Here is a 23,900-nt window from a genome sequence, read left to right as displayed (position 1 = left end):
TTTTTTGCTGAAGGATCACTTCAGAAAAAATTGGATAATTACCGTTACAATTTTTATTATTCTATTAATGCTGTTTGCCTCCCTGCAGAATCTTTACTTAAAAAGCATAGAACACGATTTGGCAGTCGATGCAGCTTTTTTCGCTTCGGCCGTAAAAACCCCCATGGCGGCCGGTAAATACCAGGAAGTCGTCAGTATGGTGAAGGACCTATCCAGGCAGTTCCGCAAAAGTATCGCTGTTTTCAACACCTCCGGCGACAGGATAGCGGTGGTGGGGGAATTTCAGGCGCGAGATTTACCGCTGGAGGGCATCCTTAAGGGCGAAAATTACGTTGATAAAAACGTAATTAAAATCATGATTTCCCGCCGTTTTTGCGCGGCGGTGCCTGTTTTGTTTGAAAATAACATACTCGGGGCTGTTGTGGTGGGGCTGCCCCCGGATGAAGTTAATAAAATACTCCGGATAAAACTGTTGTTCTTCGTTGCTGCTTTTTTAGGTATTTTCAGCTCCACTTTAATGTTGAGGAAGGCTTATGCCGGTATAATAAAGCCAATTAGTTCTATGGTTGAGGTAACCAGAAATTTTGCGGCTGGTAACTTTACCCGGACAGTCCATGTTAATTCCCGCGATGAGGTGGGGCAGCTCAGCAAGGAATTAAACCTGCTGGCCAAAAAGTTGAGAATTACTCTTGAAGAATTAGACGAAAAAACGGCCAGGATGGAGGATCTGCTGGCGGGCATAGTTGATGGTGTTGTCGTGGTAGACGTTCAAAGAAGGGTAATGCTCATCAACCCCGCGGCCGGCAAACTTGTTGGCACAGGCTCCGAAACAGCAATCGGCAAAAACCTGATCAGCATTATCCGCAATTACGAACTGGATGAAGCGGTGAAAAAGACTCTAAGAAGCGGTTCTCCTTATTTTAAAGAAATAGTATTGCTGCCCCGGGAGCAGATTTTGAAAGTTCATATAACTCCGCTCAAAGATAAGGTGGGAAGGATTTCGGGCAGCGTCATTGTGATGAGAGACGTTACGGAACTCAAGCATCTCGAAAAGCTGCGTTCCGAATTTATAGCCAATGTATCTCATGAATTGAGGACCCCCCTTACATCGATAAAAGGCTTTGTGGAAACCCTGCTGGAGGGTGCCTATCAGGACCCCGTACTCTCAAAAAGGTTTTTAAACATAATCGATGCAGAGGCGGGAAGGCTTTACAGACTGATAAACAATCTGCTGGATCTTTCCAGAATAGAGACAAACCAGCTGAAGCTAAGGATTGAAGATGTATCTGCGGCGGAATTGATAAAAGAAGTGATACTCATCTTTGAAAATCGGTTAAAAGAAAAGGGTTTAATGTTTTCCGCGGATATTCCCGGAGATCTCCCTAAAGTGAAAGCCGATCCGGACTGGCTCAGGCAGGTCTTTATTAACCTCCTGGACAATGCCATTAAATATACCCGGGATGGTGGAAAAGTATGGATTGAAGCTGAACCGAAAGGCGATGTGGTGGAATTTAGAGTATGCGACACGGGTATAGGCATCCCGGAGGAGGACCTTCCTAGAGTTTTTGAGAGGTTTTACAGAGTTGACAAAGCCCGATCTCCAGACATGGGCGGCAGCGGACTCGGTCTGGCCATTGTCAAGCACTTAGTCAAGGCCTTCGGCGGAGAAATCAGGGTCGAAAGCAAAGTAAATCAAGGCAGTAAATTCATATTCACACTTAAAAGATCGCAGTAAGTTACTTTACAATTATTTAACGGCACGTCAAAGTTTTTTTAACAAATAAAAGTTAAAATAAGTTTAACAGGCAACGGGGAGGCGAACAACCATAAAAAACAAGATTTACACAGAAAATTTAAACATTTACTACGGCGAATTCCGGGTACTGAAAGACATTAATATTGAAATAAAAGAAAAAAAGGTGACCGCACTGATAGGACCATCGGGATGCGGCAAATCTACTTTCTTGAGGTCTTTAAACCGGATGAACGACCTTATCGAAAATTCTCGTCTAACCGGCAGGGTATATCTGGATGATGAGAATGTATACGATTCGGATGTGGATGTGGTTGAACTGCGTAAGAGGGTCGGTATGGTATTTCAGAAACCGAATCCGTTTCCTATGTCCATATACGACAATGTGGCATACGGCCCCAGGATTCACGGTATAAGGGATAAGAACAGGTTGGATGAAATAGTGGAGCAAAGCCTGCGGGGGGCGGCCCTCTGGGACGAAGTAAAGAATAGGCTTAAGGATTCGGCACTGGGGTTGTCCGGAGGGCAGCAGCAGCGGCTTTGTATAGCCAGGGTGCTGGCGGTGGAGCCCGAGGTGGTTCTGATGGATGAACCCTGTTCGGCGTTGGACCCCATATCGACGATGAAGATAGAGGAATTAATCGAACAGCTGAAAGAAAAGTATACCATAGTAATAGTGACCCACAATATGCAGCAGGCGGGAAGGATATCTGATTTCACAGCTTTCTTTTTGAGCGGTGAATTGGTGGAATTCGGTTCCACGGAAGAGCTTTTTTACAATCCTAAAAATGAGAAAACCGAAGAATATATTACCGGCCGTTTTGGTTAATGGGAGGAAAGAAAAAATGACGACGATGAGACCTGGTTTTGACAGGGAACTGGAAGAACTCCAGCAGGATATTCTAAAAATGGGCAGCATGGTGGAACAGCAGATTTACAACGCCGTAGAGTCGCTGGTAAAGAAAGATGAAAAGCTGGCTCAAAAGGTGATCGAAGATGACGATATAGTCGATAATATGCAGCACCAGATCGAAGACAAGTGTGTTAAACTCATAGCCAGGCAGCATCCCCTGGCGAAGGACCTTAGAGTGATTTTCACCGGAGTGAAGATAGCCACCGATTTGGAGAGAATGTCTGACAACGCCGTGGATATAGCCAAGACAACCATAAGATTGCTGGACCAGCAGTATATAAAGCCGCTCATCGACATACCCAGGATGGCTCAGCTCACCCGTGAAATGGTTAGAAATGCACTGGACGCCTATATTAATCAGGATGTGGTGGCGGCCCAGAAGGTATGCGATGCCGACGATAAAATTGACAGTCTTTACTCTCAAATTTTCAGGGAGCTTCTGGTTATAATGATAGAGGACCCCAGAACGATCTCCCAGGCCACCCAGCTCCTGTTTGTAGGCAGGTTTCTCGAGCGCATCGCCGATCACGCCACAAATCTGGGAGAATGGATAATATACGTTGTCACCGGTGAAAAGAAAGAGCTTAACAATTGATTACAGGCAGCCCCAGCGGGGCTGCATTTTTGTTTCGAATAAATTGCAAGGCCTTGGGTAAAGATAAAAAAGAAAAATTTGCAATAAGAGGTGAATTTGATGCCCGTGGGGGTAACTCTACTTCTTGTACTGGCAGTATTAATATACTTCGGGCTTTTACAGAGAGTAGTGGATAGGATGCACATGTCAGACAAAACCGCCCTTATTTTCATAGGAGCAATGATAGTTGGTACTTTCTTGCCCAACATACCTCTTGGCAGGGGGTTATCCATAAATATCGGCGGCGGTCTGGTGCCGATAGCGCTTGCCGCTTACCTCATCGTTACCGCTGATAGCGGAGAGGAAAAAGTTCGCTCCATAATTGCTGCTGCAATAACGGGGCTTGCGGTCTACGCGGGGGGCAGGCTCCTGCCCGCAGAACCGGAAACTACATATCTGGACCCGCTTTTAGTTTTTTCTCTACTGGCAGGCGTAATAGCTTATATTTTCGGCAGGTCAAGGCGCGGCGCTTTTATTGCAGGAGTGATGGGTATATTAATTTCCGATATAATCTATGCTTTTGGCGTTGCTGGCAGGCCGGTAGGTACCGCCATAGGGGGTGCAGGTGTCTTCGATGCGGCGGTTATCGCGGGAGTTATAGGAGTAGCCCTTTGCGAATTTGTGGGTGAGACCAGAGAAAAGCTCCAGGGAGGTACAGCCAAGGCCGAAAAGAACCGGAATATGGCGAGTTCCTTAATGAATGAAGAAGGTGAAAAAAATGAGGACAGGTAAAGCCTTTATGGCGTTTTTCGTGTTGTATATGATTTTGGGCCTCGTTTTTTCCAGAATCTCTTTCGCCGAAGAAGAGAAAAAGGATGGATACTTTACCGTCTATGAGGAAAAGACCAATAAAAAGATATTCACCACCGCCAGGGTTGTGAACGTGGGGGATGAGTACCTGGACGAGGATAATAACCTTTACGAAATTTTCAAAGTCGAAGGCGATAGGGGCTACGCCCGGTTTAAAGAAAAGGTGGATATCGAAAAGGCGTTAAGCGCGTTACAGGACGTTGAGGATGAAAGCGCTTTAAAAACATCGAGGCTTCAAGGGAAGCGATTAGTGGCAATATACCATACCCACAGCGATGAGTCCTATGTGCCCACAGACGGCAAAGCCAGCATACCCTACAAGGGAGGAATTTTTAAAGTAGGTGAAGCCTTGAAAGAAGCACTTGAACGAAGGGGCATAACTGTCATCCATTCCAATCAGCCCCATGATCCTCACGATGCGGCGGCATACCAGAGATCACGCCGTACAGCCATGGAGCTTCTAAAGAAGGGTCCCGATGCACTCATCGACATTCACAGAGATGCAGTACCGGCGGAGGAGTATTCCGGTCATGTAAACGGCCAGCCCATAGCTAAAATTCGACTTGTTGTAGGACGCCAGAATCCGCAAATACAGTCTATTAATAATTTCGCATGGCAGTTAAAGGCCGTTGCCGACAAAAAATATCCGGGGCTGATGAAAGGTATTTTTTACGGCAAAGGCAGTTATAATCAGGATCTTTTCCCCAGGACGATACTCGTCGAGGCGGGAACTTATACCAATCACAGAGATAAAGCCCAGGAAGGGGTGGAAATCCTTGCTGACGTCATAGCGACTACCCTGTACGGTTCCGATTACCAGAAAAAGGCTGCACCGGGAACAGGAGGTACTACACAAGTTCCTGGAGAGGGCGGCAGTGCTGTTAAGAATATCCTCTGGATAATAATCTTTGGTGCAATCGGCTTCATAGCCTACTTGCTTGTAAGTACCGGCGGCTGGAAAGAACTTTCGAGCAAGCTGGGGCGTTTTATGGGCTCCGAGTTCACAAATTTCCTGGGCAGTTTAAAGTCAAAGGAAAGAGGCGGCAATCGGGGCGACCGGGCAGGGGACGAGGGCTGATGTATGCAGGACTATCTTGTGGTGGTATCCGTAGGTCTTGCTATGGGAACCCTGGGCAGGCTGTACCTGCTGCGCGTTGACTACAGACAATATCCGAGCTATCCCCAGGGCTACATGGTTCACCTGGCCCTCGGGTTTATAGCAGCCTTTCTGGGGGCTGTAGCGATACCGGCTCTGGTTGCGAAGGAATATACGGCGGTCACGTTCCTGGCCCTAGCCGCCCAGCAGTTCAGAGAAATAAGGGACATGGAACGGGAGAGCCTTAAGCATATCGAAGATACGGAGCTGGTCCCCAGGGGGGCGGCTTATGTGGAAGACATAGCCAAAGCTTTTGAGTCCAGGAACTATCTGGCTATGCTGACGGCTCTGGTAACCAGCGCGGCGGTGCAATTTTTCAAAAACTCAGTATTGGGTATTTTTACAGGTGGAGCGCTGATATTATTGTTGAGCTACTTTACCAGGAGGAAGCGAATCCAGGATATCGCGACGGTCAGGCCGGCAAAGATCCATTTTCAGGGTTCCATTTTGTGCATCGAAAACATCAAGGTTATGAACGTGGGTCATCCCGATTCCAGGAAAATTTTCATAGAAAAAGGCCTCGCGGTAATGATAGAACCCAAAGACGACGACGCAAGGGCAACGCTGGCAAATATAGGGCAGAGGCAGGCGATAGCCCACGATGTAGCGGCGCTCCTGGGCGTAAAAAGGGATGTGAACGAGGTAGACTTCATGCCGCTGGTAAGGATTGAACTGGACACCGGGAGGGTGGGGCTGGTTATCGTGCCGATGGAAAAGGATATGGAAAGCTTGATAGAAGCCGTGAAAATGGTGCCCGTGCTGGAGAGCGCCAGGAGAAAGCCGTTGAAATCGAAGGCCGGAAGGAGCGCTTCGGATTGAGGTGGTAGGGTGGAAAATATAGGAGTAAAAGAAGTCATACTTGCAGTGGTAACTTTAAACGGAAACCAGCCGGCCTCCGGCGTCCCCGTGTTCTACGCCAGGGATGAAGCGGAAAGGGACAGGATAGCCGCACATCTTGCCAGGATCCTTTCAGGCATGGTCCACGACCTGGAAAACGGGTCGTATATTATAGTAAGGCACTGATGGGGGAATGGTATTGAGAATAATATATTCCTGTTACTGGGGCAGCTACCTGGCAGTGGTGGCTGCTTCCTTACATCTCGGGCTCATAGAGGAATTCGATCGTAGAAGCATACTTCAGCTGCCATATTTCGGCAAATTACCGGAAGACGAACTGGGCAGGATATACTATATGGGGACTGATGACATGGGCCGCAGGGTTTACATCATGGGTTCGAGAAAAGCAGGCGGGGTTGTCGAGAGGGCGCTGAAAGGTATAGCTCGCATATATGATATGGGTGAAAATTCAGTGGCTTTCGCCGACCTCTTACCTTACGGCAACGCATTTTATTCCATCGGATGCTTTATAATCCGAAGGCTTAATTTAAAAACAGCCGGCAACGCATTTTTAATCCTGGGGCTGAAAAAAAGTTTTGAAAAAATAAAGCGCTTCGTTGAGGAAGTGAAAGAAAAATCTGTATGAAAAGGTGGGAAGATGAAGATTTTTTACTGCTGTTACGGGAGCGCGCACTCATCGGTGGTGGCCGCCGCCATACACCTGGGCTGGCTGCCCTCGGACAGGTTGCCGGATACTGAAGAATTCAAGAGGCTGCCCCATTATGATAAAACCAATTCCTTTGAAATAGGATATCCTTTTTTTATGGGCAGGGATGAAAGAGGAATTGAGGTTTATATAATAGGCATGACAAGCCAGCGAAAACTGGTTAAAAGGGCCATTGTAAGTTTTCTTGAGCACAGCGGAGTTAACACAGATAACCTGTTTTTTATAGATACCCTACCCCTGGTAAACTTCAAGACAAAAGTTGGGGGTATTCTTTCGCGGCGCTTAGGTCTCGTGTTTCTGGGCAGGCCTCTCACGATAAAAGGGATTCAGGAAAGGTACTTTGAGTTCGTGAAACTAGTGGAAATTGTAAAGAAAAGGGTTGAGATTTCAACAAAAGCTTGACTTGCCCGCACATTTCAGCAATAATATTATTGATAGCTGGTAATAAAAGTAGCTATTATATTTTAAAGGGGCAGTCGATGTTGAAGAGAGCTTTAATAAAAAGGGTAAAACGGGGGAGCCTGGCAGAAAGAGCCGGCCTTAAAAAAGGCGATGAAATATTGATGATAAACGGTCAAAACATAAAGGATATACTTGACTATAAATTTCTTACCACTGACGAAACATTGTGTTTACATGTAAAGTCAAAAGAAGGTAGAAAAAGGTTATTAACCATTGAAAAGGATTTTGATGAGGATTTGGGAATCGAATTCGAAAATCCGTTGATAGACGGTATCAAGCGCTGCAAAAACCGGTGCATCTTTTGTTTCGTGGACCAGATGCCAAAGGGCCTCAGGCCATCTCTTTACGTAAAGGATGACGATTACCGCTTATCCGTCCTGGAAGGCACTTTTATAACGCTTACAAACCTGACGGCCGAAGACCTGAACAGGATCGTGTCAATGAGGTTAAGTCCGCTATATATATCCGTCCACGCCACATCTGGAGCCGTGAGGGAATTCATGCTCAAAAATCCGGCTGCAGCCCGGATAATGGACGACTTGAGCTTTCTGAAAGAGAACGGTATTTTTTTTCATTGCCAGATCGTACTTTGCCCGGGGGTAAACGATAAAGAGGAGCTGAATCGCACTTTAAAGGACCTGATCTCCCTTCAGCCCTCGATTCTGTCGGTGGCTGTGGTTCCTGTGGGTGTAACGAAGTACCGCGACGGCCTTTACCCTCTCAGGCGATTCAGTCGTGAAGAGGCGGAGGAAATTATTGACCGCGTGGAATCCTTACAGCGCGAAAACCTGGGACGTTTCGGCACCCGCTTGGTGTTTTTGGCCGACGAATTCTACGAAATTGCAAAGAGGGAATTTCCCTCTTTTGACTCCTACGAAGATTTTCCCCAGTGGGAAAACGGCGTGGGTATGGTTGCCTTATTAAGAAAACAACTTGCAAAGTACATTGAAAGTGTCCCGGCCGAACTGCCCAAAGGTAGGCGGGTGGTGATAGCCACCGGAGTATCGGCCTTCAGGTTCCTTCAGGGGGCATTGTTGCCTTTGCGCAACATTAAGAACCTGGATTTTGAAATATACCCTATAAAAAATAACTTCTTCGGAGAATCAGTCACCGTTGCTGGACTGATAACGGGAAGAGATTTGATAGATCAGTTAAAGGACCTGGGGCAAAAAGATGTGCTGCTGGTGCCGGAAGTGATGCTAAAAGAGAGAAAAGTGTTTCTGGACGGATTTACCGTTAGCGATGTAGAGCGAAGTCTCGGCACCAGGGTGGTTGTCGTCGGGATAGACGGAAAAGACTTTCTTGAAAAATTAACGGGAATGAATTTGGGGGTAAAGCCATGAGTTTTACTGTTGCCATAGTTGGAAGGCCGAATGTAGGCAAATCCACGTTGTTTAATCGGATTATAGGCAAAAGGATTTCCATTGTCGATGATAAGCCCGGAGTAACCCGGGATAGAATTTACGGCCAGGTGGAATGGAGGGGAAAGAAATTCACCCTCGTGGATACCGGCGGTATTGAACCTGAGGGCGTCGATGTGATGACAAGCCAGGTAAGGCGCCAGGTGGAATTTGCCATTGACAGCTCAGATCTCATCCTTTTCCTAATGGATTCAAAAGAGGGGCTCTTGACTACCGATCAGGAGGTGGTCGCGCTCCTTCGAAAAAGCGGAAAGCCCATAATACCGGTAGTAAACAAAGTTGACGATTACGCTGTAAAACCCGAGCTTTACGAATTTTACAAACTGGGACTAGGCGAACCCGTTTTTATTTCGGCAATCCACGGCTCAAATGTGGGTGACTTACTGGACCAAATAGTGGGCTTTATCGATGAACACGAGGAGCCTGCCTACGATGAGGGCGTAATAAAGGTGGCGGTGGTGGGTAAACCAAATGTGGGAAAATCATCCCTGGTCAATGCCATCCTGGGCGAAGAGAGAGTTATAGTCAGCGACATTCCCGGTACCACCCGTGATGCCATTGATACGCCCTTTGAGTACGAGGGGCAGAAAATGGTACTGATAGACACCGCAGGCATGAGGCGAAAGAGCAGGGTTAAGGAAAATATAGAGTTTTACAGCAATATCAGGGCGCTCGGCGCTGTGGAAAGGGCGGATATAGCGCTGGTGGTTCTAGATGCCACCCGGGAGATATCAGAACAGGACAAGAAAATAGCCGGTATAGCCCATGAAGCTGGGAAAGCCGTTATCATAGTCGTCAATAAGTGGGACCTGGTGGAAAAAGACGATAAAACCATTTACAGGTATACCGAGAACATAAGAAAGGAATTCGCTTTTATTCAGTATGCGCCTATTGTATTCGTGTCGGCGAAGACAAAAAAGAGGGTCAACAAAATCCTGGAACTGATTCGATTTGTCATGGACCAGTACACCTTCAGGATAGAGAAGGGCGCACTTAATGAACTGGTGGAAGAGGCCACCGCTATGGTGGCGCCGCCGACCATAAAAGGGCGGAAATTGAAGATATATTCCGCAGCCCAGACCGGCGTAAAGCCCCCGACTTTTGTTCTCACAGTAAACGATACCGAACTGTTGCATTTCTCTTATGTAAGATATTTGGAAAATAAAATGAGAGAGCGATTTGGCCTGGAAGGCACCCCTGTGGTAATCAAAGGCCGAAACAAAAAAGAAGGCAATTGATTAGGAGGTCATCTCTTATGAAATCAGCTGTTATCGGTGCTGGCAGCTGGGGCACCGCGATCGCTCATCTTCTCACTGATAACGGAGCAAGAGTCAGTTTATGGGCGAGAAGACCCCAGCTGGCCGAAGAAATAAGGCGGTGGCGCGAAAATAGATCATACCTCCCGGGGGTTGGAATATCCGATAAGATTTTGGTCACGTCAGACCTGGAAGAAGCCCTTTATGATGCTGAATTTGTGGTTATGGCGGTTCCTTCACAGTCGATGCGCTCTATTATCCGGGAGGCCGGGAAATACATAAAAAGCCATTGCGTCATTGTGAACGCTGCAAAAGGCATTGAAATAGGCACTCTTCTCAGAATGTCTCAGGTGATGAAAGAGGAACTGCCGTCTGAATGCAGGACTAATATTGCAGTACTCTCCGGACCAAGCCATGCCGAAGAAGTGGCAAGGCGCCTTCCTACGGCTGTGGTTGTTGCAGCGGAAAAAAAGGAAGTGGCCGAAGAGGTCCAGGACCTTTTTATGAATTCCTACTTCAGGGTTTATACAAATCCGGATATCATAGGAGTTGAAATGGGAGGGGCTCTGAAAAACATAATAGCGATATGCGCGGGCATAGCTGAGGGGCTGGGCTTCGGTGATAATACCAGAGCAGCCCTTATTACCCGGGGTATAATAGAGATAACCCGGCTGGGAGTCAAAATGGGTGCGCATCCTTCAACATTTTCTGGCCTGTCGGGCATCGGCGATGTTATAGTGACCTGCAACAGCCTGTTCAGCCGCAACAGAAGGGCGGGTATCGAGATCGGCCGGGGGAAATCCGTCGGCGAGGTGATGGCATCGACTAATATGGTCATAGAAGGCATACATACCACCAAAGCCGCCTATGACCTGGCACGGCGGCACGGAGTTGAAATGCCCATAACCGAACAGGCGTTTGGCGTCCTGTATGAAGGGAAAAATCCCCTGGACGCCGTCGATGCTCTCATGATGAGAAAAGGCAAGCACGAGATGGAAGAAGTGGTTGAGAAAGAAGAAAAACGGCAGGATTTAAAAACGTGGTAAGTCCACGTTTTTTTATTTTTAAGTAATATTCGGGACACGGCATCATATATATATTATTGAATACAAAGGCGAACAAACTACCCTTCCTAAGGGAAGCATTGGACATATAAATTTCGAACGGGAAGGGGGGAAGGTAAGTTTACAAGGAGGGGATAACGATGGAAAAATTTGATTTATTTAAGGATATTGCAGAGAGAACCGGTGGAGACATCTACATAGGTGTTGTGGGCCCCGTTAGAGCAGGCAAATCTACTTTTGTGAAAAAGTTTATGGAGCTCCTGGTTATTCCCAATATCCAGGACCCAAACGCCAGAAATAGGGCCAAAGACGAACTTCCCCAGAGCGGAGCGGGGAAGATGATAACCACGGCAGAGCCCAAATTTATTCCCAGTCAGGCCGTTGAAATAACTTTTAAGGACAACATCAAGTTCCGGGTGCGCCTCGTTGATAATGTGGGCTTTTCGGTGAGAGGAGCGATCGGCTATGAGGACGAAAACGGTCCGAGAATGGTATCGACTCCATGGTTTGACGAAGAGATTCCCTTCCAGGAAGCCGCCGAGATAGGGACCCGTAAGGTTATAGAGGAACACTCCACGATTGGCGTCGTGGTGACTACCGATGGAACCATAACTGAAATTCCTAGAGAAAACTACGTGCAGGCAGAAGAAAGGGTAGTAAACGAGTTAAAAGCCATAGGCAAACCCTTTGTTATAGTCCTGAATTCCACAAGGCCTTCGGATGAAAGGACCCTTGAACTTAAGGAAATACTTGAGTCGAAATACGATGTGCCGGTACTCCCTCTGAACTGCCAGGACATGACCCAGGAGGATATTTACGCCATTTTAGAGGAAATCCTTTACGAATTCCCGCTCATGGAAATCAACATTCACATACCGAAATGGGTTGAAGTTCTGGAGAAGGAACACTGGCTGAGGCAGAAATTTGAAGAAACCATCAGGGAGACCGTAAAGGACATACATCGGGTAAGGGACATCGAAAGGATTGTTTCAGCTTTCGGGGCCAGTGATTTTTTGGAGAGGGTACAGATTAAGGAGATGAATCTCGGCAGCGGCACTGCTGATATAACATTGGAAGCCAAAAAGGATTTGTTCTACAAGGTGCTGAGCGAACTTTCCGGCCTCACTATTGAAGGCGACCACCACCTCATGATGCTGATGCGGGATTTGACGAAAGCTAAAAAGGAATACGACAAGGTGGCACAGGCTCTCGATGATGTGAAGAAGGTGGGATATGGAATAGTGCCGCCGCAGCTGGACGAATTGACCCTGGAAGAGCCCGAGGTCATAAGACAGGGTTCGAGATTCGGAGTGAGAATAAGAGCCATCGCCCCTTCAATTCATATGATAAGGGCGGACATTCAGACGGAGGTCTCGCCCATTATTGGAACTGAAAAGCAGAGCGAGGAACTCATCAATTATCTAATGAGCGAATTTGAAAACGATCCCGCGAAGATATGGCAGACCAACATATTCGGCAAATCGCTGCGCGATTTGGTACGGGAGGGTATACAAAATAAACTTCAGCATATGCCAGAATCGGCTCAGGCCAAATTACAGGAAACTCTTTCGCGTATAGTAAACGAAGGCAGCGGAAGCCTGATATGTATAATACTATAGCCCTTTTTTAAGGGCGCAATTTCAAGGACCGGTATAGCCGGCTTTTTTTTTGTTTGGTTTCCCTGTTTAAAATGTTTTTAGACAGTTATTGATTTTTAAAACGGCGTATGCTATAATGTCTACCATTCAAATATAATTGTATTTATATGAAAGACAAAGGAGGTATGATGTTGACCGAGAGCAAAGGCCTCTACATAATCAAGGAGGAAATCCTGCCGGAAATCATAAAAAAAACGGTGAAGGCCAAGGAGCTTTTAAAAAACGGCGACGTAAAGACTGTAAACGAAGCAACGGAAATGGTCGGAATGAGCAGGAGCGCCTTCTACAAATACAAAGACTACATTTTCCCGTTTTATGAAGCCAGCGTGGGTAAAATTATTACTATCGCTCTAATCCTGGAACACAGGCCGGGAGTTTTGTCGGGTATACTCGATGAAATAGCCCGGGCCCGGGGGAATATCCTGACTATAAATCAGAACATTCCCTTACAGGGGCTGGCAAATGTAACCATATCCTTCGATACAAGGGAGATGATAAAAAACCCTGAAGAACTGCTGGAAGCCCTTGAAGAAAAGCCCGGAGTAAGGGAGATAGAGATCGTCGCACGGGAATAACAACAAAAAAGAGGGGAAAAGGTTTATGGAGAATATCGGGATATTGGGTCTAGGAACGGTGGGGACCGGGGTCGTAGAACTGCTCGAAAGCAATGGAGATCTAATAGCCCAAAAATTGGGCAGGCAGATCAACGTCAAAAAGATTCTTGTTAGGGATTTGTCCAGAGCCAGGACTCCGCTGGCTCGGGGTAAAATAACCGCAAGAGCCGAAGATATACTGGAGGATGAAGAAATAAAAATAGTGGTGGAACTGATGGGCGGGGAGGAACCGGCGCTGTCCTTTATAATGCGGGCGCTGGAAAACAAAAAGCATGTGGTCACGGCCAACAAAGAGGTAATTTCAAAATACGGCGGGCAACTGTTGGAAATGGCCGGCCGGGTCGGGGTGAATCTACTCTTTGAAGCCAGCGTCGGCGGTGGAATACCGATAATTCGCCCCATGAAGCAGTGCCTGGCCGCTAACAATATATATAAGATCTCCGCCATATTAAACGGTACCACTAATTATATTTTGACGCAGATGGAGGAAACCAATAAGGATTTCGAGGAGGCCTTAAGAGAAGCCCAGATCCACGGTTATGCCGAAAGCGATCCTTCGGCTGACATTAAGGGCCTGGATGCCGCCAGAAAACTCGCCATTTTATCGTCAATCGCTTTCAATACGCGGGTTACTCCGGACAAAATATATACTCAGGGCATTGACGGGATTGAGCTTTCGGATATTAAATATGCCCGTGAACTGGGCTATACGATCAAACTGGTGGCCACAGGCCGTCGATTAGGGCGGAGCGTTGAACTTCTGGTTTCGCCCGTGATGTTAAGATACGACCATCCCCTGAGCTCGGTCAGGGATGTATTTAACGCCGTTCTCCTGGAGGGTGATGCCGTGGGGAGGGTGATGTTTTACGGTCGAGGGGCCGGGAAAATGCCCACCGCCAGCGCCGTGATTGCCGATATCATGGATGCGGTGAGAAACGACAGCGGCGGCAGGATGTACTGCACATGCTACAACGAACTGGATGTACTTGATAGAGGGGCTGCGGTCAGCCGTTTTTACATTAGGCTTAAAGCTCAGGACAGGCCAGGGGTTTTGGCCGAAATATCCGGCGCTCTGGGGAAAAACAACATAAGCCTTTCTATGGTTATCCAGAAGGACGTAAAAAACCGTGTGGCTGAAATTGTGCTGGTAACCTATGAAGTGCCCTTGAAAGATCTGGAGAGGGCTCTTGACGAGATAAAAGAATATGACCAGGTGGTAGAAATTGCGAATGTCATAAGGGTTGAGGAGGGGGTAATATGAAAAATTATAACGGCATAATAGATAGGTACTTTGAGCACCTCCCCATCAAAGACAGGGCGAATATAATTACGCTGAAAGAAGGCAATACGCCTCTCATAAGGGCTCATAATATCGAAAGGCAGCTGGGCATAACGCTGGAAATATACCTGAAATATGAAGGGATGAACCCCACGGGTTCTTTTAAAGACAGAGGTATGACGGTGGCGGTTTCCGCCGCCCGGGAGAACGGTTCCAGCGCGGTGATCTGCGCATCTACCGGGAATACTTCCGCCGCAGCGGCGGCCTATGCTGCGAGGGCAGGGATGAGGTGTGTGGTGCTGATTCCAAACAACGCCGTTGCCACGGGAAAGCTGGCCCAGGCTGTTGCCTACGGTGCCAGGGTTATCGCGGTGGAGGGTAATTTTGACGCCGCGCTGAAAATCGTTAGAGAACTTTCCAAAAGGCACCCCATCACGCTGGTCAATTCTATCAACCCCAACCGCATCGAAGGTCAAAAGACTGCCGCCTTTGAAATTTGCGACGAACTCCTGGAGGCTCCTGATTACCTTGCCATTCCCGTGGGCAACGCCGGCAACATATCGGCATACTGGAAGGGGTTTAAAGAATATCATTCCAATAAAATAATATCCGGGCTGCCCAGAATGCTGGGCTTTCAGGCTGCGGGGGCGGCGCCGATTGTCGAGGGTAGGATCATAGAAAACCCCCAAACTATTGCAACTGCTATAAGAATCGGCAACCCGGCCAGCTGGCACACGGCCGTGGCTGCTGTTTCGGAATCCGGCGGCGTGATCCATAAGGTCACCGACGAGGAGATACTGGAGGCTTATTCCCTTTTGTCGAAAAAGGAAGGTATCTTTGCAGAACCGGCTTCTGCGGCATCGCTGGCCGGAGTTTTAAAACTCTGGCGGCAGGGTTATTTCAAACACGGGGGCAGGGTGGTTTGCGTGCTGACGGGGCATGGCTTGAAAGACCCGGACACCGCCATAAAATCCGGGTCTCCACCGGCGGTCATACCGGCGGAGGTCGGCGCCCTGGAAAGGGAGATCTACGGTTGAGGGCCGGTGCCTTATGGTAAGAGTTCAGGTGCCTGCCACCATCGCAAATTTTGGTCCGGGTTTTGACTGCATCGGTGCCGCTGTTCGCCTGTACAACTATATTGAGGTGGAATTTTTCTCTTTGCCAAAAGTGCATGTGACCGGAGAGGGCAGCAACGTTCTTCCTCTCAATGAAAAGAATCTGGTATACAGGGCCGCCCGCACGGTGCTGGAGAAGCTGAACGTCAGAAAAAACCTTTATATAAAGCTGGAAAATCACATACCTCTTGCCCGGGGGCTTGGCAGCAGCGCGGCGTGCATAGCGGGTGGGATGATGGCGGCAAACCGGCTTTTAGGAGACCCCCTCAGCCGGGAGGAAATAATTCGTTTGGCCACCGAAATGGAAGGTCACCCCGACAACGTGGTCGCCGCTATAAACGGCGGCTTTACGCTGTCAATGCTAAGTGAACGCGGCGTAATCTATAAAAAGCTGCTGCTGCCCGAGGATTTGAGATTTGTAATCGCCGTGCCGGATTTCGAACTTAAAACCGAAGACGCGAGAAGAGTCATACCAAAAAGGGTAAAACTTCGCGATGCCGTGTTTAATATAAGCAGGGTAGCCCTGCTCGTGGCGGGTATAGCCCAGGGTGATTTTTCCCATATGGACGTATTAAGCAAGGATATGTTGCACCAGCCTTATAGGAGTTCTCTCATTCCGGGGATGCGGGAGATCTTGAAAAATGCGCCGGAGAAGGGGATGCTGGCGTGTTTTCTGAGCGGAGCCGGACCTTCCATTGCAGGTCTGGTTTACGAGAATAAAGCCGAAGAAGCGGGGAGATTTATGGTGGAAGCCTTCCGGCGAAAGAATATATCTGCCCGCTATCTGGTGCTGGAGCTCTGCCGGGAAGGTTTGAGCTTTATTGAATAAATAGTAATTAAAAAATTTACCTGTAGGGCTTGCAAATATCCGCATTATGTCTTATAATATTTATGTGAAATGAACAGCGTCTGGGTGTGGCGCAGCTTGGTAGCGCGCTAGAATGGGGTTCTAGAGGTCGGGGGTTCAAGTCCCCCCACTCAGACCATTATAAGCAAGTAGGGGATGCAGATCAGAGCATCCTTTATTTTTTTTTTTAAATGACGGAGGTGTGATAGTTTTGGGAGGGGGCTTGTTCGACCTAAAAGAGGGCCGGGTTCCACGGCTGCGGCTGACAGGTTTGATTCCGAAACTGGATGATGAAGTAAAAAAGGTACTGAGAAAAACATGGACGCTGGCATGGCCGGTAGTTATAGAACAAGCCCTGGCGATGATCAGTCAGGTCGCCGATATGGCCATGGTTGGAAGGCTCGGGGCCGAGGCGGTGGCGGCGGTCGGGCTCAGCATGCAACCCTTTTTTCTTTTGAACGCTATTTTTATGGGAATTTCGGTAGGCACGACGGCGTTGTCGGCAAGGGCGGTAGGCTCCGGTGACCTGGAAAAAGCGGGGAAAGTTACCGGACAGTCGATTATAGTCGCATTTTTAGTCGGTCTCACGCTCAGTTACCTGGGTTACGTCAATTCCCACCGAATAATGATATACATGGGTGCGGAGCCGTCAGTAAGGCTGCTGGGAAGCAATTACCTTCGAGCGATGATGCCGGGTATGCTGTTTTTGTTTGTTTTCACCGTAGCCGCGGCAGGGATGAGAGGTGTGGGAGATACCAGAACTCCTATGGCAGTCAATGCAATCATAAATATATTACATATTTTTACTAATTACGTGTTTATTTTTGGCGAGCTGGGATTTCCGAGGTTGGAAGTGGTGGGAGCCGGGATCTCGTCCTCGCTGTCGCGTTTAGGGGGTGCAGTGGCATTAATTTATGTGTTGTCTAAGCCAAATAATCGCCTTTTTGTAAACTGGAAGAAAGTAATTGGAAAGTTTGATTGGCCTTTGTTTTCAAGGATGCTCCGGATAGGGTTGCCGGCGGCTGTAGAGAGGATTCTCGTTTCCACCGGTCAGATAGTTTATACCAGACAGGTTGCTGGTCTTGGAACCGAGGCGTATGCGGCCCATTCCATAAGTCTTAATGTGGAATCCCTGTCGTATATGCCCGGCATCGGTTTTGCAACCGCAGCTACTGCTATGGTAGGCCAGTGTTTGGGGGCCGGTGATGCCGGGGGTGCGCAAAAAAGCACCAGTATATCCTTGCTTATTGCTACAGCAATTATGGGTACAATGGGGTTGATGTTTTTTTCATTTCCTGTCATGTTCTTAAAAATTTTTACGAATGATCCTGATATAATCGCTAGAGGGGCCGTGCTTTTGCGCATCGTTGCTTTTACACAGATACCTGAGTGCGTAGGGATGGTTATACCGGGAGCCCTCAGAGGTGCCGGCGATACCAGGATTACCGTTTATATCACTCTGCTTGGAATGTGGATGATCAGACTGGGATTTACTTACATCTTTTTGAATTTCTTTAATATGGGCCTTATTGGCGCCTGGATTGCTATGTTTCTCGACTGGGCTGTTAGGTCGTTGCTGTACTGGATCAGGTTTAAAAGCGGTAGCTGGAAGAGCATTAAAATTTGAGGCCTATGAACTGCTTTTATTTTTATTATTGACCTGGAAGGATTCTTCTTCTTTATGGAGAAGATATAAATTAGGTGAAGAGGATGAAAAAGAGGACCGGTGCAAAGGTCATAAATCTCAGGCCGAAGAAAAAGCGACAAAAACGGCGCATATTCCTGCCTTTGCTATTGGGGCTTTTTCTCTTTTTAATTCTTTTTCTGCGAAGTTCTGCCAGGGATATATACATAGCGCGGGAAGAGACAGTAGAGGATTTTTTTACTTCCGAAGCGGTGATAGTAAAGAACGAGAAGGTTATAAATTCACCTGCCGGCGGCAGGCTTGAAGTTCTTGTTAAAGCTGGAGAAAGGGTAAGGGTAAATTCGCCGCTTTTTAAAGTCGTGACCGATGTGGAGCGTAAAATGTCCCTAGATAAAGACATCGGCGAACTCGAAGAAAAGTTGAATAGGTTGAAGGAACAGAGTGGCAGCACGCTGACGATTCAGATATTGGATAAATCCATTGATGATATTGAAAGAAAGATTAGGGAAGCGAGGTCTAAAGGTCAGGCAGACAGGGTTGCGGCGCTTGAAAAAGAATTGTTGCGGTTGGAGGGAGAGAAAAAAGAGATCATAGCGGAAAACAACGAGGCCGTACAAATCTTAGAAAAAAGCCTGGAAAGTCAAAAGAAAAAGCTTGAGGAAGTGGAACCAGTCGTCCTCTCACCGGTGGCGGGAATAGTCAGTTTTAACATAGATGGTTACGAAGACCTCCTCAGATCTGAGAGGCTAAAGTGCTTGGATTATGAGGAGATAAAGGGTGTCGTCCCAAGACAAGAAAGTGCCGCGCTTTCCGATAACGTAAAAGTCAATCAGGCTGTACTTAAGATCGTGGATAATTTTTCCCTTTACGTTATAGCTCAAATACCGGAAGGGAATTTTCAGCCCGGAAGGAAATACGACTTGAGATTTCCCCAGCTAAACATAGAAGTTAAGGCGGATCTGATCGAAATATGTGAGGATGAACAGACGGGTGTGTTTTCCATAAAAGAGGCCCCCGTGGAACTGCTTGAGCTCAGAAAGGTCAACGTTGAAATCGTTGTGCTAGTGCACCGTGGTATCGGGGTCCCGAACTCAGCGGTCGTAAATTCGAACGGCCAGGAAGGTGTATTTCTGTTCAATAAAGGCGAGCTCGTTTTTAAACCCATACGGGTGGTGGCCCGGGACGATAATAAAACTATAGTAGAAGGCCTGAAGGCCGGCGACAGGGTTTTAATAAAGAGGGGGTTTCAATGGAGACTATTCAGCAGAACATAGAAAAATTGAAGCTGAAAATCAAACACGCGGCTGTAAAATCGGGCAGAAGTCCGGAGGATATACACATAGTGGCGGTAACCAAAACGATCCCACCTGAAACAATACAGGTGGCCGTTAACTGCGGGATAAGTATCTTAGGAGAAAACCGGGTGCAGGAGGCCCAGCAGAAGATTGGGCTGGTAAAAGGTGATATCAGCTGGCACATGATAGGTCATTTGCAGAAAAATAAGGTGAAATATGCAGTAAAGCTGTTTTCAATGATCCAATCGGTGGATAGTTACGAGCTGGCTGCAGAAATAGATAAAAGAGCTGGAATGCTGGGCAAGGTTATGGATGTGATGATTCAAGTGAATATCGGAAGGGAAAAGACTAAATTCGGTGCAGAATATGAAGAAACTCCGGAATTGATAAAGAAGATATCAACCCTTGCCCACGTTAAGGTCAGGGGTTTGATGGCAATCGCACCTTTTAAAGAAGACCCCGAAGATGTAAGACCGTTTTTCAGAAAAATGAGCGAATTGTTTACAGATATAAAAAGTCAGGAGCTGGAAAACGTTGATATGAGTTTTTTATCCATGGGGATGACACATGATTTTCATATAGCTATTGAAGAGGGGTCAAACATGATAAGAATAGGGACTGGAATTTTTGGACCTAGAGTCTAGCGCAAAGGGGAGGTTAAGAGATGGCCAACAACAGGTTGTTCAACAAAATACTCTATTTTCTTGGAATCGAGGACGAAGACCCTGCGGTGCATCAACCGGAGGAATCCCTCCATATACCTGTGAGACCTGAAAGGGGCAGAATCATTAACATTCACCAGGCACCAAAGAACAGAGTGGTGGTCTTCAAACCTTCATGCTTTGATGAAGTCCGGGAAATTTCAGAAGAGCTGAAAAGCCGCAGAGCGGTTATAGTCAATCTGGAGGGCCTGGATAAGGAAGCCGCGAGGCGCATTCTGGATTTTTTAAGCGGCAGCGTTTTTGTTCTGGACGGCACTGTCAAAAAGGTTGGCAGCGGTACTTTTGTTTTTGCCCCAAATAACGTGGACATTTCGGGCCTCAACATGGACGAGGGTGAAACTGGCAGAGAAAAGCCGCTTTTTACGGTGCGGTAAGTTAAAAAGGAGGAACTGTTTTGTTACTCATCAGGGCAATAGAGTTATTTTTTAGATTCATAGAGTTTTTGATATTCATCAGGGTTTTCATGTCATGGATACCCGGTACCCATTACTCTCCCGTTTACAGATTTATATACCGGGTAACGGAACCGGTGCTTGAGCCTTTCAGGAGATTGGTTTTTAGGTTTCTACCGCCGGCAGGAGGGTACTATCTGGATTTTTCGCCCCTGCTGGCCCTTTTCTCGCTGGATATCGCCCAGAGACTGATTATAAGTCTTTTAATTCAAATAATTTATTGAAATTAGATAGGAGATGATACTGGATGATCTTGACTCCGCTTGACATCCAGAAAAAAGAATTCCGGAAGTCCTTCAGGGGGTACAGCGAAGAGGAGGTTAAGGACTTCCTGGAAAAGGTGACCCAAAGCTATGAGAAAATGTACAGGGAAAATCAGGATTTAAAAGAAGAGATCAAATTTTTAAGAGAAAAGCTTCGGGAATACCAGGACCTGGAATCCACCCTTAAAAAAGCAATAATACTCGCCGAAAAAGCTGCCGAAGATCTCAGGAGAAACGCGGAAAAAGAGAAGGAACTTATATTAAAAGGAGCCCGATCGAAAGCGGTGGAGATGATCGGCAGGGCTGAAGCGAGATACAATGCGATAAACGACCAATATGAAGAGATAAAGCGGCAGTTTCTGCTTTTCAAGACGAGATTTCTTAATTTTCTCCAGTCACAGATCGATATGATCAATACCATGGTTCTCGACGAGGGTGTCGAGGAACGGGCTGACGAGGCCGGGGAATACATAGAGCAGGCGGCCGCAGGCCGGGACTTTGAAGATGAGGGGACCGTAGGGGAGGGAATTCCCAAAAATCCTGAGGCTGAAAAGATCGCGGAGTTAAGGGGTGAAGCCGGTAATGACGACTGGGGGGAAGAGACTTTCGGTAGTGGGGATAATAGTGTTTGAAAGAGAAAAATCAGCCGTTAGGGTGAATGAGATACTTTCCAGGTTCAGTGAATTGATAATTGGAAGAATGGGGATCCCTTATAGGGAAAGAGGCATTTCGGTTATAGCCCTTATAGTGGATGCTACTACCGACGAACTCGGGGCTCTTACGGGCCAGCTGGGGAGAGTGCCGGGAGTAAAGGTGAAGTCTGCTGTAACAGCCTAAGCCAATGTCTTAAATCGGACCGGAAAGGATGATGGTTATAATAGGAATAATCGGGGCTTTGGATAGGGAGATAGCCCTATTCTGTGAAAAGCTACAGGATAAAAAAACCATGACCAAAGCGTCTATAACCTTTTTTTCGGGGACGCTGAAAGGTAAGGACACGGTGGTCGTAAAAAGCGGCGTAGGCAAGGTCAATGCGGCGGTCTGCACCCAGGTGATGATAGACTATTTTGCCCCTAGTGCAATAATTTGCACCGGTGTGGCGGGAGCTTTGCGGGAAGACCTGGACATAGGCGATATAGTAATTTCCAGCGACGTGGTTCAGCACGATGTGGACGGGACGGCTTTCGGACACGAGCTCGGTGAAATTCCGAACCTGGGGGTTAAAGTTTTTTCCGCCGACGCAACCCTGGCAGGAATCGCCCGGGAAGTAGCACGGAAGCTGGTAAAAGGCAGGAGGGTACTTACGGGGAGAATCCTGACCGGGGACCAGTTTATCACCAGCGAGGAGAAAGTTAAATTTCTAAGGTCCTTCTTTGACGGCGCATGTGTTGAAATGGAAGGTGGAGCTATAGGCCAGGTGTGCTATTTGAATAAGGTTCCCTTTTTGATAATCAGGTCTATCTCGGATAGGGCTGACGGTAAGGCAGTGAGTGTATACGAGACGTTTGCGGATGAAGCGGCCAGGAATTCTTCCGGTATAGTCCTGGGGATCATAAATTATATAAAGGAGTATAAAACGGTTGCAGATGGTTAAATTAGATTAAGGGGTACTATTATGGAAGAGGGAAGGCTCTTCCGCGAGTTGAGCCAAAAAATCGATGAGCTGTCAATAAGGATCGAAAAACTCAACCTGGCGGAATACCTGGAGGTGCTGCGCAACCCCAAAAGATTGCTTTATATAAATTTTTTAGCAGGAGTAGCCAGAGGGTTCGGAACGGCGGTGGGGTTTACCTTTCTGGGCGCTTTTGTTTTATACATCCTGCAGCGCGTTGTCATCTTGAAGCTCCCCGTTATAGGTGACTTTATCGCAGAATTGGTGAGAATAGTGCAGGACGAACTTTCCGTAAAATAACTTTAAGGAGGATAACCCTTGAAGAACTTGGAGTACTACAAGCGTAAATTACAGGATTTTAAGCGGGAATTGGAAGACCAAATGTCAACAATCGTCAGGAGAGGATCGGATCCGTTGAAGGAATCGGTGGGGGAGCTGTCTTCATATGATAATCACACTTCGGACCTCGCGGCGGAAACCTTTGAGAGGGAAAAGGATCTGGGGTTGAGGGATAACACGGAAAGGATGTTAATGAAAGTCAACAGGGCGCTGGAAAAAATCGAGGAAGGTAGTTACGGTGTCTGCGAGAACTGCGGTAATCCTATAGAAGAGGACCGCCTGGAGGTAGTGCCGTATGCCTCCCTGTGCGCCCGCTGCAATAACGAGGATGAAAAAACTTTTGAGAGGAGGTTCAGACCTGTAGAGGAAGAAGTGCTGATGTATCCTTTTGGGAGGAGTTTTCTCGACGGTACAGACCAGAACGAGTACGACGGTGAAGACGCCTGGCAGGACGTAGCCAGGTACGGCACGGCCAACAGTCCGCAGGACGAGCCGGGATCGGTGGATTACACCGAGGTTTACACTGACGGAAATGAAAAGAGGGGAATAGTTGACTGGGCAGATGAGATAATCGATGAGGAAGATCCCGGCGAGGATGATAAAAATGAGTTGGGAAGATAAATACCCGTTTTGGGTATTTCAGACTGTCGACAAAGTAACTGTCGACAGTCTTTTTTTGCAAAAGCTAGTACAAAAATCATCGGTTAATTGTAAAATTAAATGCGACAGTAAAAAAAGTTGAACCATAGCATGAAACCCGATATGATGTTGGTTGACAAAAAACTAACACATATGGAGGGTTTCAGCTATGGTTCTTACTAAAGAGTATACCACATCACCACCCACTTTTAAACACCTTACACCCTACGAAAGAGGTAAAATTTGTGCCCTGCTCAAAGAAGGTTTCTCACCAACTCAAATCGCTAAAAAACTCGGCCGTCATCGCAGTACTATTTACCGCGAAATCAAGCGTGGTACAACGACTCAACTTCGCACAGATCTAACTACATACAGCACTTACTTCCC

The 23,900-nt window shown here is 47.3% G+C and carries 28 protein-coding genes and 1 tRNA gene; all 29 read left to right on the top strand.

The window, feature by feature from the left end; genetic code table 11:
• Positions 1-4: 4 nt before the first annotated feature.
• A complete protein-coding gene (pnpS, locus tag LZ11_RS06095; RefSeq protein ID WP_148867014.1) occupies positions 5-1,735 on the top strand; it encodes a two-component system histidine kinase PnpS in 1,731 nt (576 codons plus the stop codon).
• Between the two features lie 91 nt (positions 1,736-1,826).
• A complete protein-coding gene (gene pstB, locus LZ11_RS06090) occupies positions 1,827-2,582 on the top strand; it encodes a phosphate ABC transporter ATP-binding protein PstB (RefSeq protein ID WP_148867013.1) in 756 nt (251 codons plus the stop codon).
• A gap of 16 nt (positions 2,583-2,598) precedes the next feature.
• Entirely contained in the window at positions 2,599-3,261 is a 663-nt protein-coding gene (gene phoU / locus LZ11_RS06085; RefSeq protein WP_148867012.1) for a phosphate signaling complex protein PhoU, read from the top strand.
• A 99-nt stretch (positions 3,262-3,360) separates the two neighbouring features.
• Positions 3,361-4,032 (top strand): DUF1614 domain-containing protein, encoded by a 672-nt coding sequence (locus LZ11_RS06080; protein ID WP_148867011.1) that lies wholly within the window; start codon positions 3,361-3,363, stop codon positions 4,030-4,032.
• On the top strand, positions 4,019-5,188 hold the full coding sequence (gene spoIIP / locus LZ11_RS06075; protein WP_148867010.1) for a stage II sporulation protein P: 1,170 nt from the start codon (positions 4,019-4,021) through the stop codon (positions 5,186-5,188). The genes LZ11_RS06080 and spoIIP overlap by 14 nt, the downstream gene beginning before the upstream one ends.
• 3 nt (positions 5,189-5,191) lie before the next feature.
• On the top strand, positions 5,192-6,085 hold the full coding sequence (locus tag LZ11_RS06070; protein ID WP_148867009.1) for a YIEGIA family protein: 894 nt from the start codon (positions 5,192-5,194) through the stop codon (positions 6,083-6,085).
• Positions 6,086-6,094: 9 nt separating this feature from the next.
• On the top strand, positions 6,095-6,289 hold the full coding sequence (locus LZ11_RS06065; RefSeq protein ID WP_148867008.1) for a capping complex subunit for YIEGIA: 195 nt from the start codon (positions 6,095-6,097) through the stop codon (positions 6,287-6,289).
• 13 nt (positions 6,290-6,302) lie between these two features.
• A complete protein-coding gene (locus LZ11_RS06060; RefSeq protein ID WP_170240312.1) occupies positions 6,303-6,749 on the top strand; it encodes a DUF3189 family protein in 447 nt (148 codons plus the stop codon).
• A gap of 12 nt (positions 6,750-6,761) precedes the next feature.
• On the top strand, positions 6,762-7,232 hold the full coding sequence (locus LZ11_RS06055; protein WP_148867006.1) for a DUF3189 family protein: 471 nt from the start codon (positions 6,762-6,764) through the stop codon (positions 7,230-7,232).
• A gap of 77 nt (positions 7,233-7,309) precedes the next feature.
• A complete protein-coding gene (locus tag LZ11_RS06050) occupies positions 7,310-8,635 on the top strand; it encodes a DUF512 domain-containing protein (protein ID WP_148867005.1) in 1,326 nt (441 codons plus the stop codon).
• Positions 8,632-9,951 carry a ribosome biogenesis GTPase Der gene (gene der, locus LZ11_RS06045; RefSeq protein WP_148867004.1) on the top strand — a complete coding sequence of 440 codons (1,320 nt, stop codon included), beginning with the start codon at positions 8,632-8,634 and terminating at the stop codon, positions 9,949-9,951. The genes LZ11_RS06050 and der overlap by 4 nt, the downstream gene beginning before the upstream one ends.
• A 17-nt stretch (positions 9,952-9,968) precedes the next feature.
• Positions 9,969-11,015, top strand: a complete 1,047-nt coding sequence (locus tag LZ11_RS06040) for an NAD(P)H-dependent glycerol-3-phosphate dehydrogenase (RefSeq protein ID WP_148867003.1) — start codon at positions 9,969-9,971, stop codon at positions 11,013-11,015.
• A 158-nt stretch (positions 11,016-11,173) separates the two neighbouring features.
• Positions 11,174-12,652, top strand: a complete 1,479-nt coding sequence (gene spoIVA, locus LZ11_RS06035) for a stage IV sporulation protein A (protein ID WP_148867002.1) — start codon at positions 11,174-11,176, stop codon at positions 12,650-12,652.
• A 167-nt stretch (positions 12,653-12,819) separates the two neighbouring features.
• Entirely contained in the window at positions 12,820-13,266 is a 447-nt protein-coding gene (locus LZ11_RS06030) for an ACT domain-containing protein (protein WP_148867077.1), read from the top strand.
• Between the two features lie 25 nt (positions 13,267-13,291).
• Entirely contained in the window at positions 13,292-14,566 is a 1,275-nt protein-coding gene (locus tag LZ11_RS06025; RefSeq protein WP_148867001.1) for a homoserine dehydrogenase, read from the top strand.
• Positions 14,563-15,621: a threonine synthase gene (thrC, locus tag LZ11_RS06020; protein WP_148867000.1), complete on the top strand. Its 1,059-nt coding sequence runs from the start codon at positions 14,563-14,565 to the stop codon at positions 15,619-15,621. The genes LZ11_RS06025 and thrC overlap by 4 nt, the downstream gene beginning before the upstream one ends.
• Positions 15,622-15,634: 13 nt before the next feature.
• On the top strand, positions 15,635-16,528 hold the full coding sequence (gene thrB, locus LZ11_RS06015) for a homoserine kinase (protein ID WP_148866999.1): 894 nt from the start codon (positions 15,635-15,637) through the stop codon (positions 16,526-16,528).
• An 80-nt stretch (positions 16,529-16,608) separates the two neighbouring features.
• Positions 16,609-16,685, top strand: a tRNA-Pro gene (locus tag LZ11_RS06010).
• A gap of 72 nt (positions 16,686-16,757) precedes the next feature.
• Complete coding sequence (locus LZ11_RS06005) at positions 16,758-18,173, top strand: MATE family efflux transporter (RefSeq protein ID WP_148866998.1); 1,416 nt, start codon at positions 16,758-16,760, stop codon at positions 18,171-18,173.
• 83 nt (positions 18,174-18,256) lie between these two features.
• Entirely contained in the window at positions 18,257-19,465 is a 1,209-nt protein-coding gene (locus LZ11_RS06000; RefSeq protein WP_246110732.1) for a biotin/lipoyl attachment domain-containing protein, read from the top strand.
• Complete coding sequence (locus LZ11_RS05995) at positions 19,441-20,130, top strand: YggS family pyridoxal phosphate-dependent enzyme (RefSeq protein WP_148866996.1); 690 nt, start codon at positions 19,441-19,443, stop codon at positions 20,128-20,130. Before LZ11_RS06000 ends, LZ11_RS05995 begins: the two co-directional genes overlap by 25 nt.
• Before the next feature lie 20 nt (positions 20,131-20,150).
• Positions 20,151-20,582: a cell division protein SepF gene (locus LZ11_RS05990; RefSeq protein WP_148866995.1), complete on the top strand. Its 432-nt coding sequence runs from the start codon at positions 20,151-20,153 to the stop codon at positions 20,580-20,582.
• Between the two features lie 20 nt (positions 20,583-20,602).
• Entirely contained in the window at positions 20,603-20,884 is a 282-nt protein-coding gene (locus LZ11_RS05985) for a YggT family protein (protein WP_222927202.1), read from the top strand.
• Between the two features lie 23 nt (positions 20,885-20,907).
• The gene (locus LZ11_RS05980) at positions 20,908-21,555 is read left to right on the top strand and encodes a DivIVA domain-containing protein (RefSeq protein WP_148866994.1); all 648 of its coding nucleotides are present in this window, start codon (positions 20,908-20,910) and stop codon (positions 21,553-21,555) included.
• A complete protein-coding gene (locus LZ11_RS05975) occupies positions 21,506-21,760 on the top strand; it encodes a TM1266 family iron-only hydrogenase system putative regulator (protein ID WP_148866993.1) in 255 nt (84 codons plus the stop codon). The genes LZ11_RS05980 and LZ11_RS05975 overlap by 50 nt, the downstream gene beginning before the upstream one ends.
• A 28-nt stretch (positions 21,761-21,788) precedes the next feature.
• The gene (locus LZ11_RS05970; RefSeq protein WP_342782597.1) at positions 21,789-22,517 is read left to right on the top strand and encodes a 5'-methylthioadenosine/adenosylhomocysteine nucleosidase; all 729 of its coding nucleotides are present in this window, start codon (positions 21,789-21,791) and stop codon (positions 22,515-22,517) included.
• 21 nt (positions 22,518-22,538) lie between these two features.
• Entirely contained in the window at positions 22,539-22,835 is a 297-nt protein-coding gene (locus tag LZ11_RS05965) for a DUF5665 domain-containing protein (RefSeq protein ID WP_148866991.1), read from the top strand.
• 18 nt (positions 22,836-22,853) lie between these two features.
• The gene (locus LZ11_RS05960) at positions 22,854-23,495 is read left to right on the top strand and encodes a TraR/DksA C4-type zinc finger protein (RefSeq protein ID WP_148866990.1); all 642 of its coding nucleotides are present in this window, start codon (positions 22,854-22,856) and stop codon (positions 23,493-23,495) included.
• A gap of 187 nt (positions 23,496-23,682) precedes the next feature.
• Positions 23,683-23,900, top strand: a 218-nt coding sequence (locus LZ11_RS05955; RefSeq protein WP_148866989.1) for a helix-turn-helix domain-containing protein, incomplete at its 3' end; no start/stop codon positions are given.

It is taken from the genome of Thermosediminibacter litoriperuensis (assembly GCF_008124715.1).
Classification (GTDB): Bacteria; Bacillota; Thermosediminibacteria; order Thermosediminibacterales; family Thermosediminibacteraceae; genus Thermosediminibacter; species Thermosediminibacter litoriperuensis.
The sequence above is the reverse complement of the archived record's forward strand: the minus strand, read 5'-3'. Positions and strand labels throughout refer to the sequence as shown.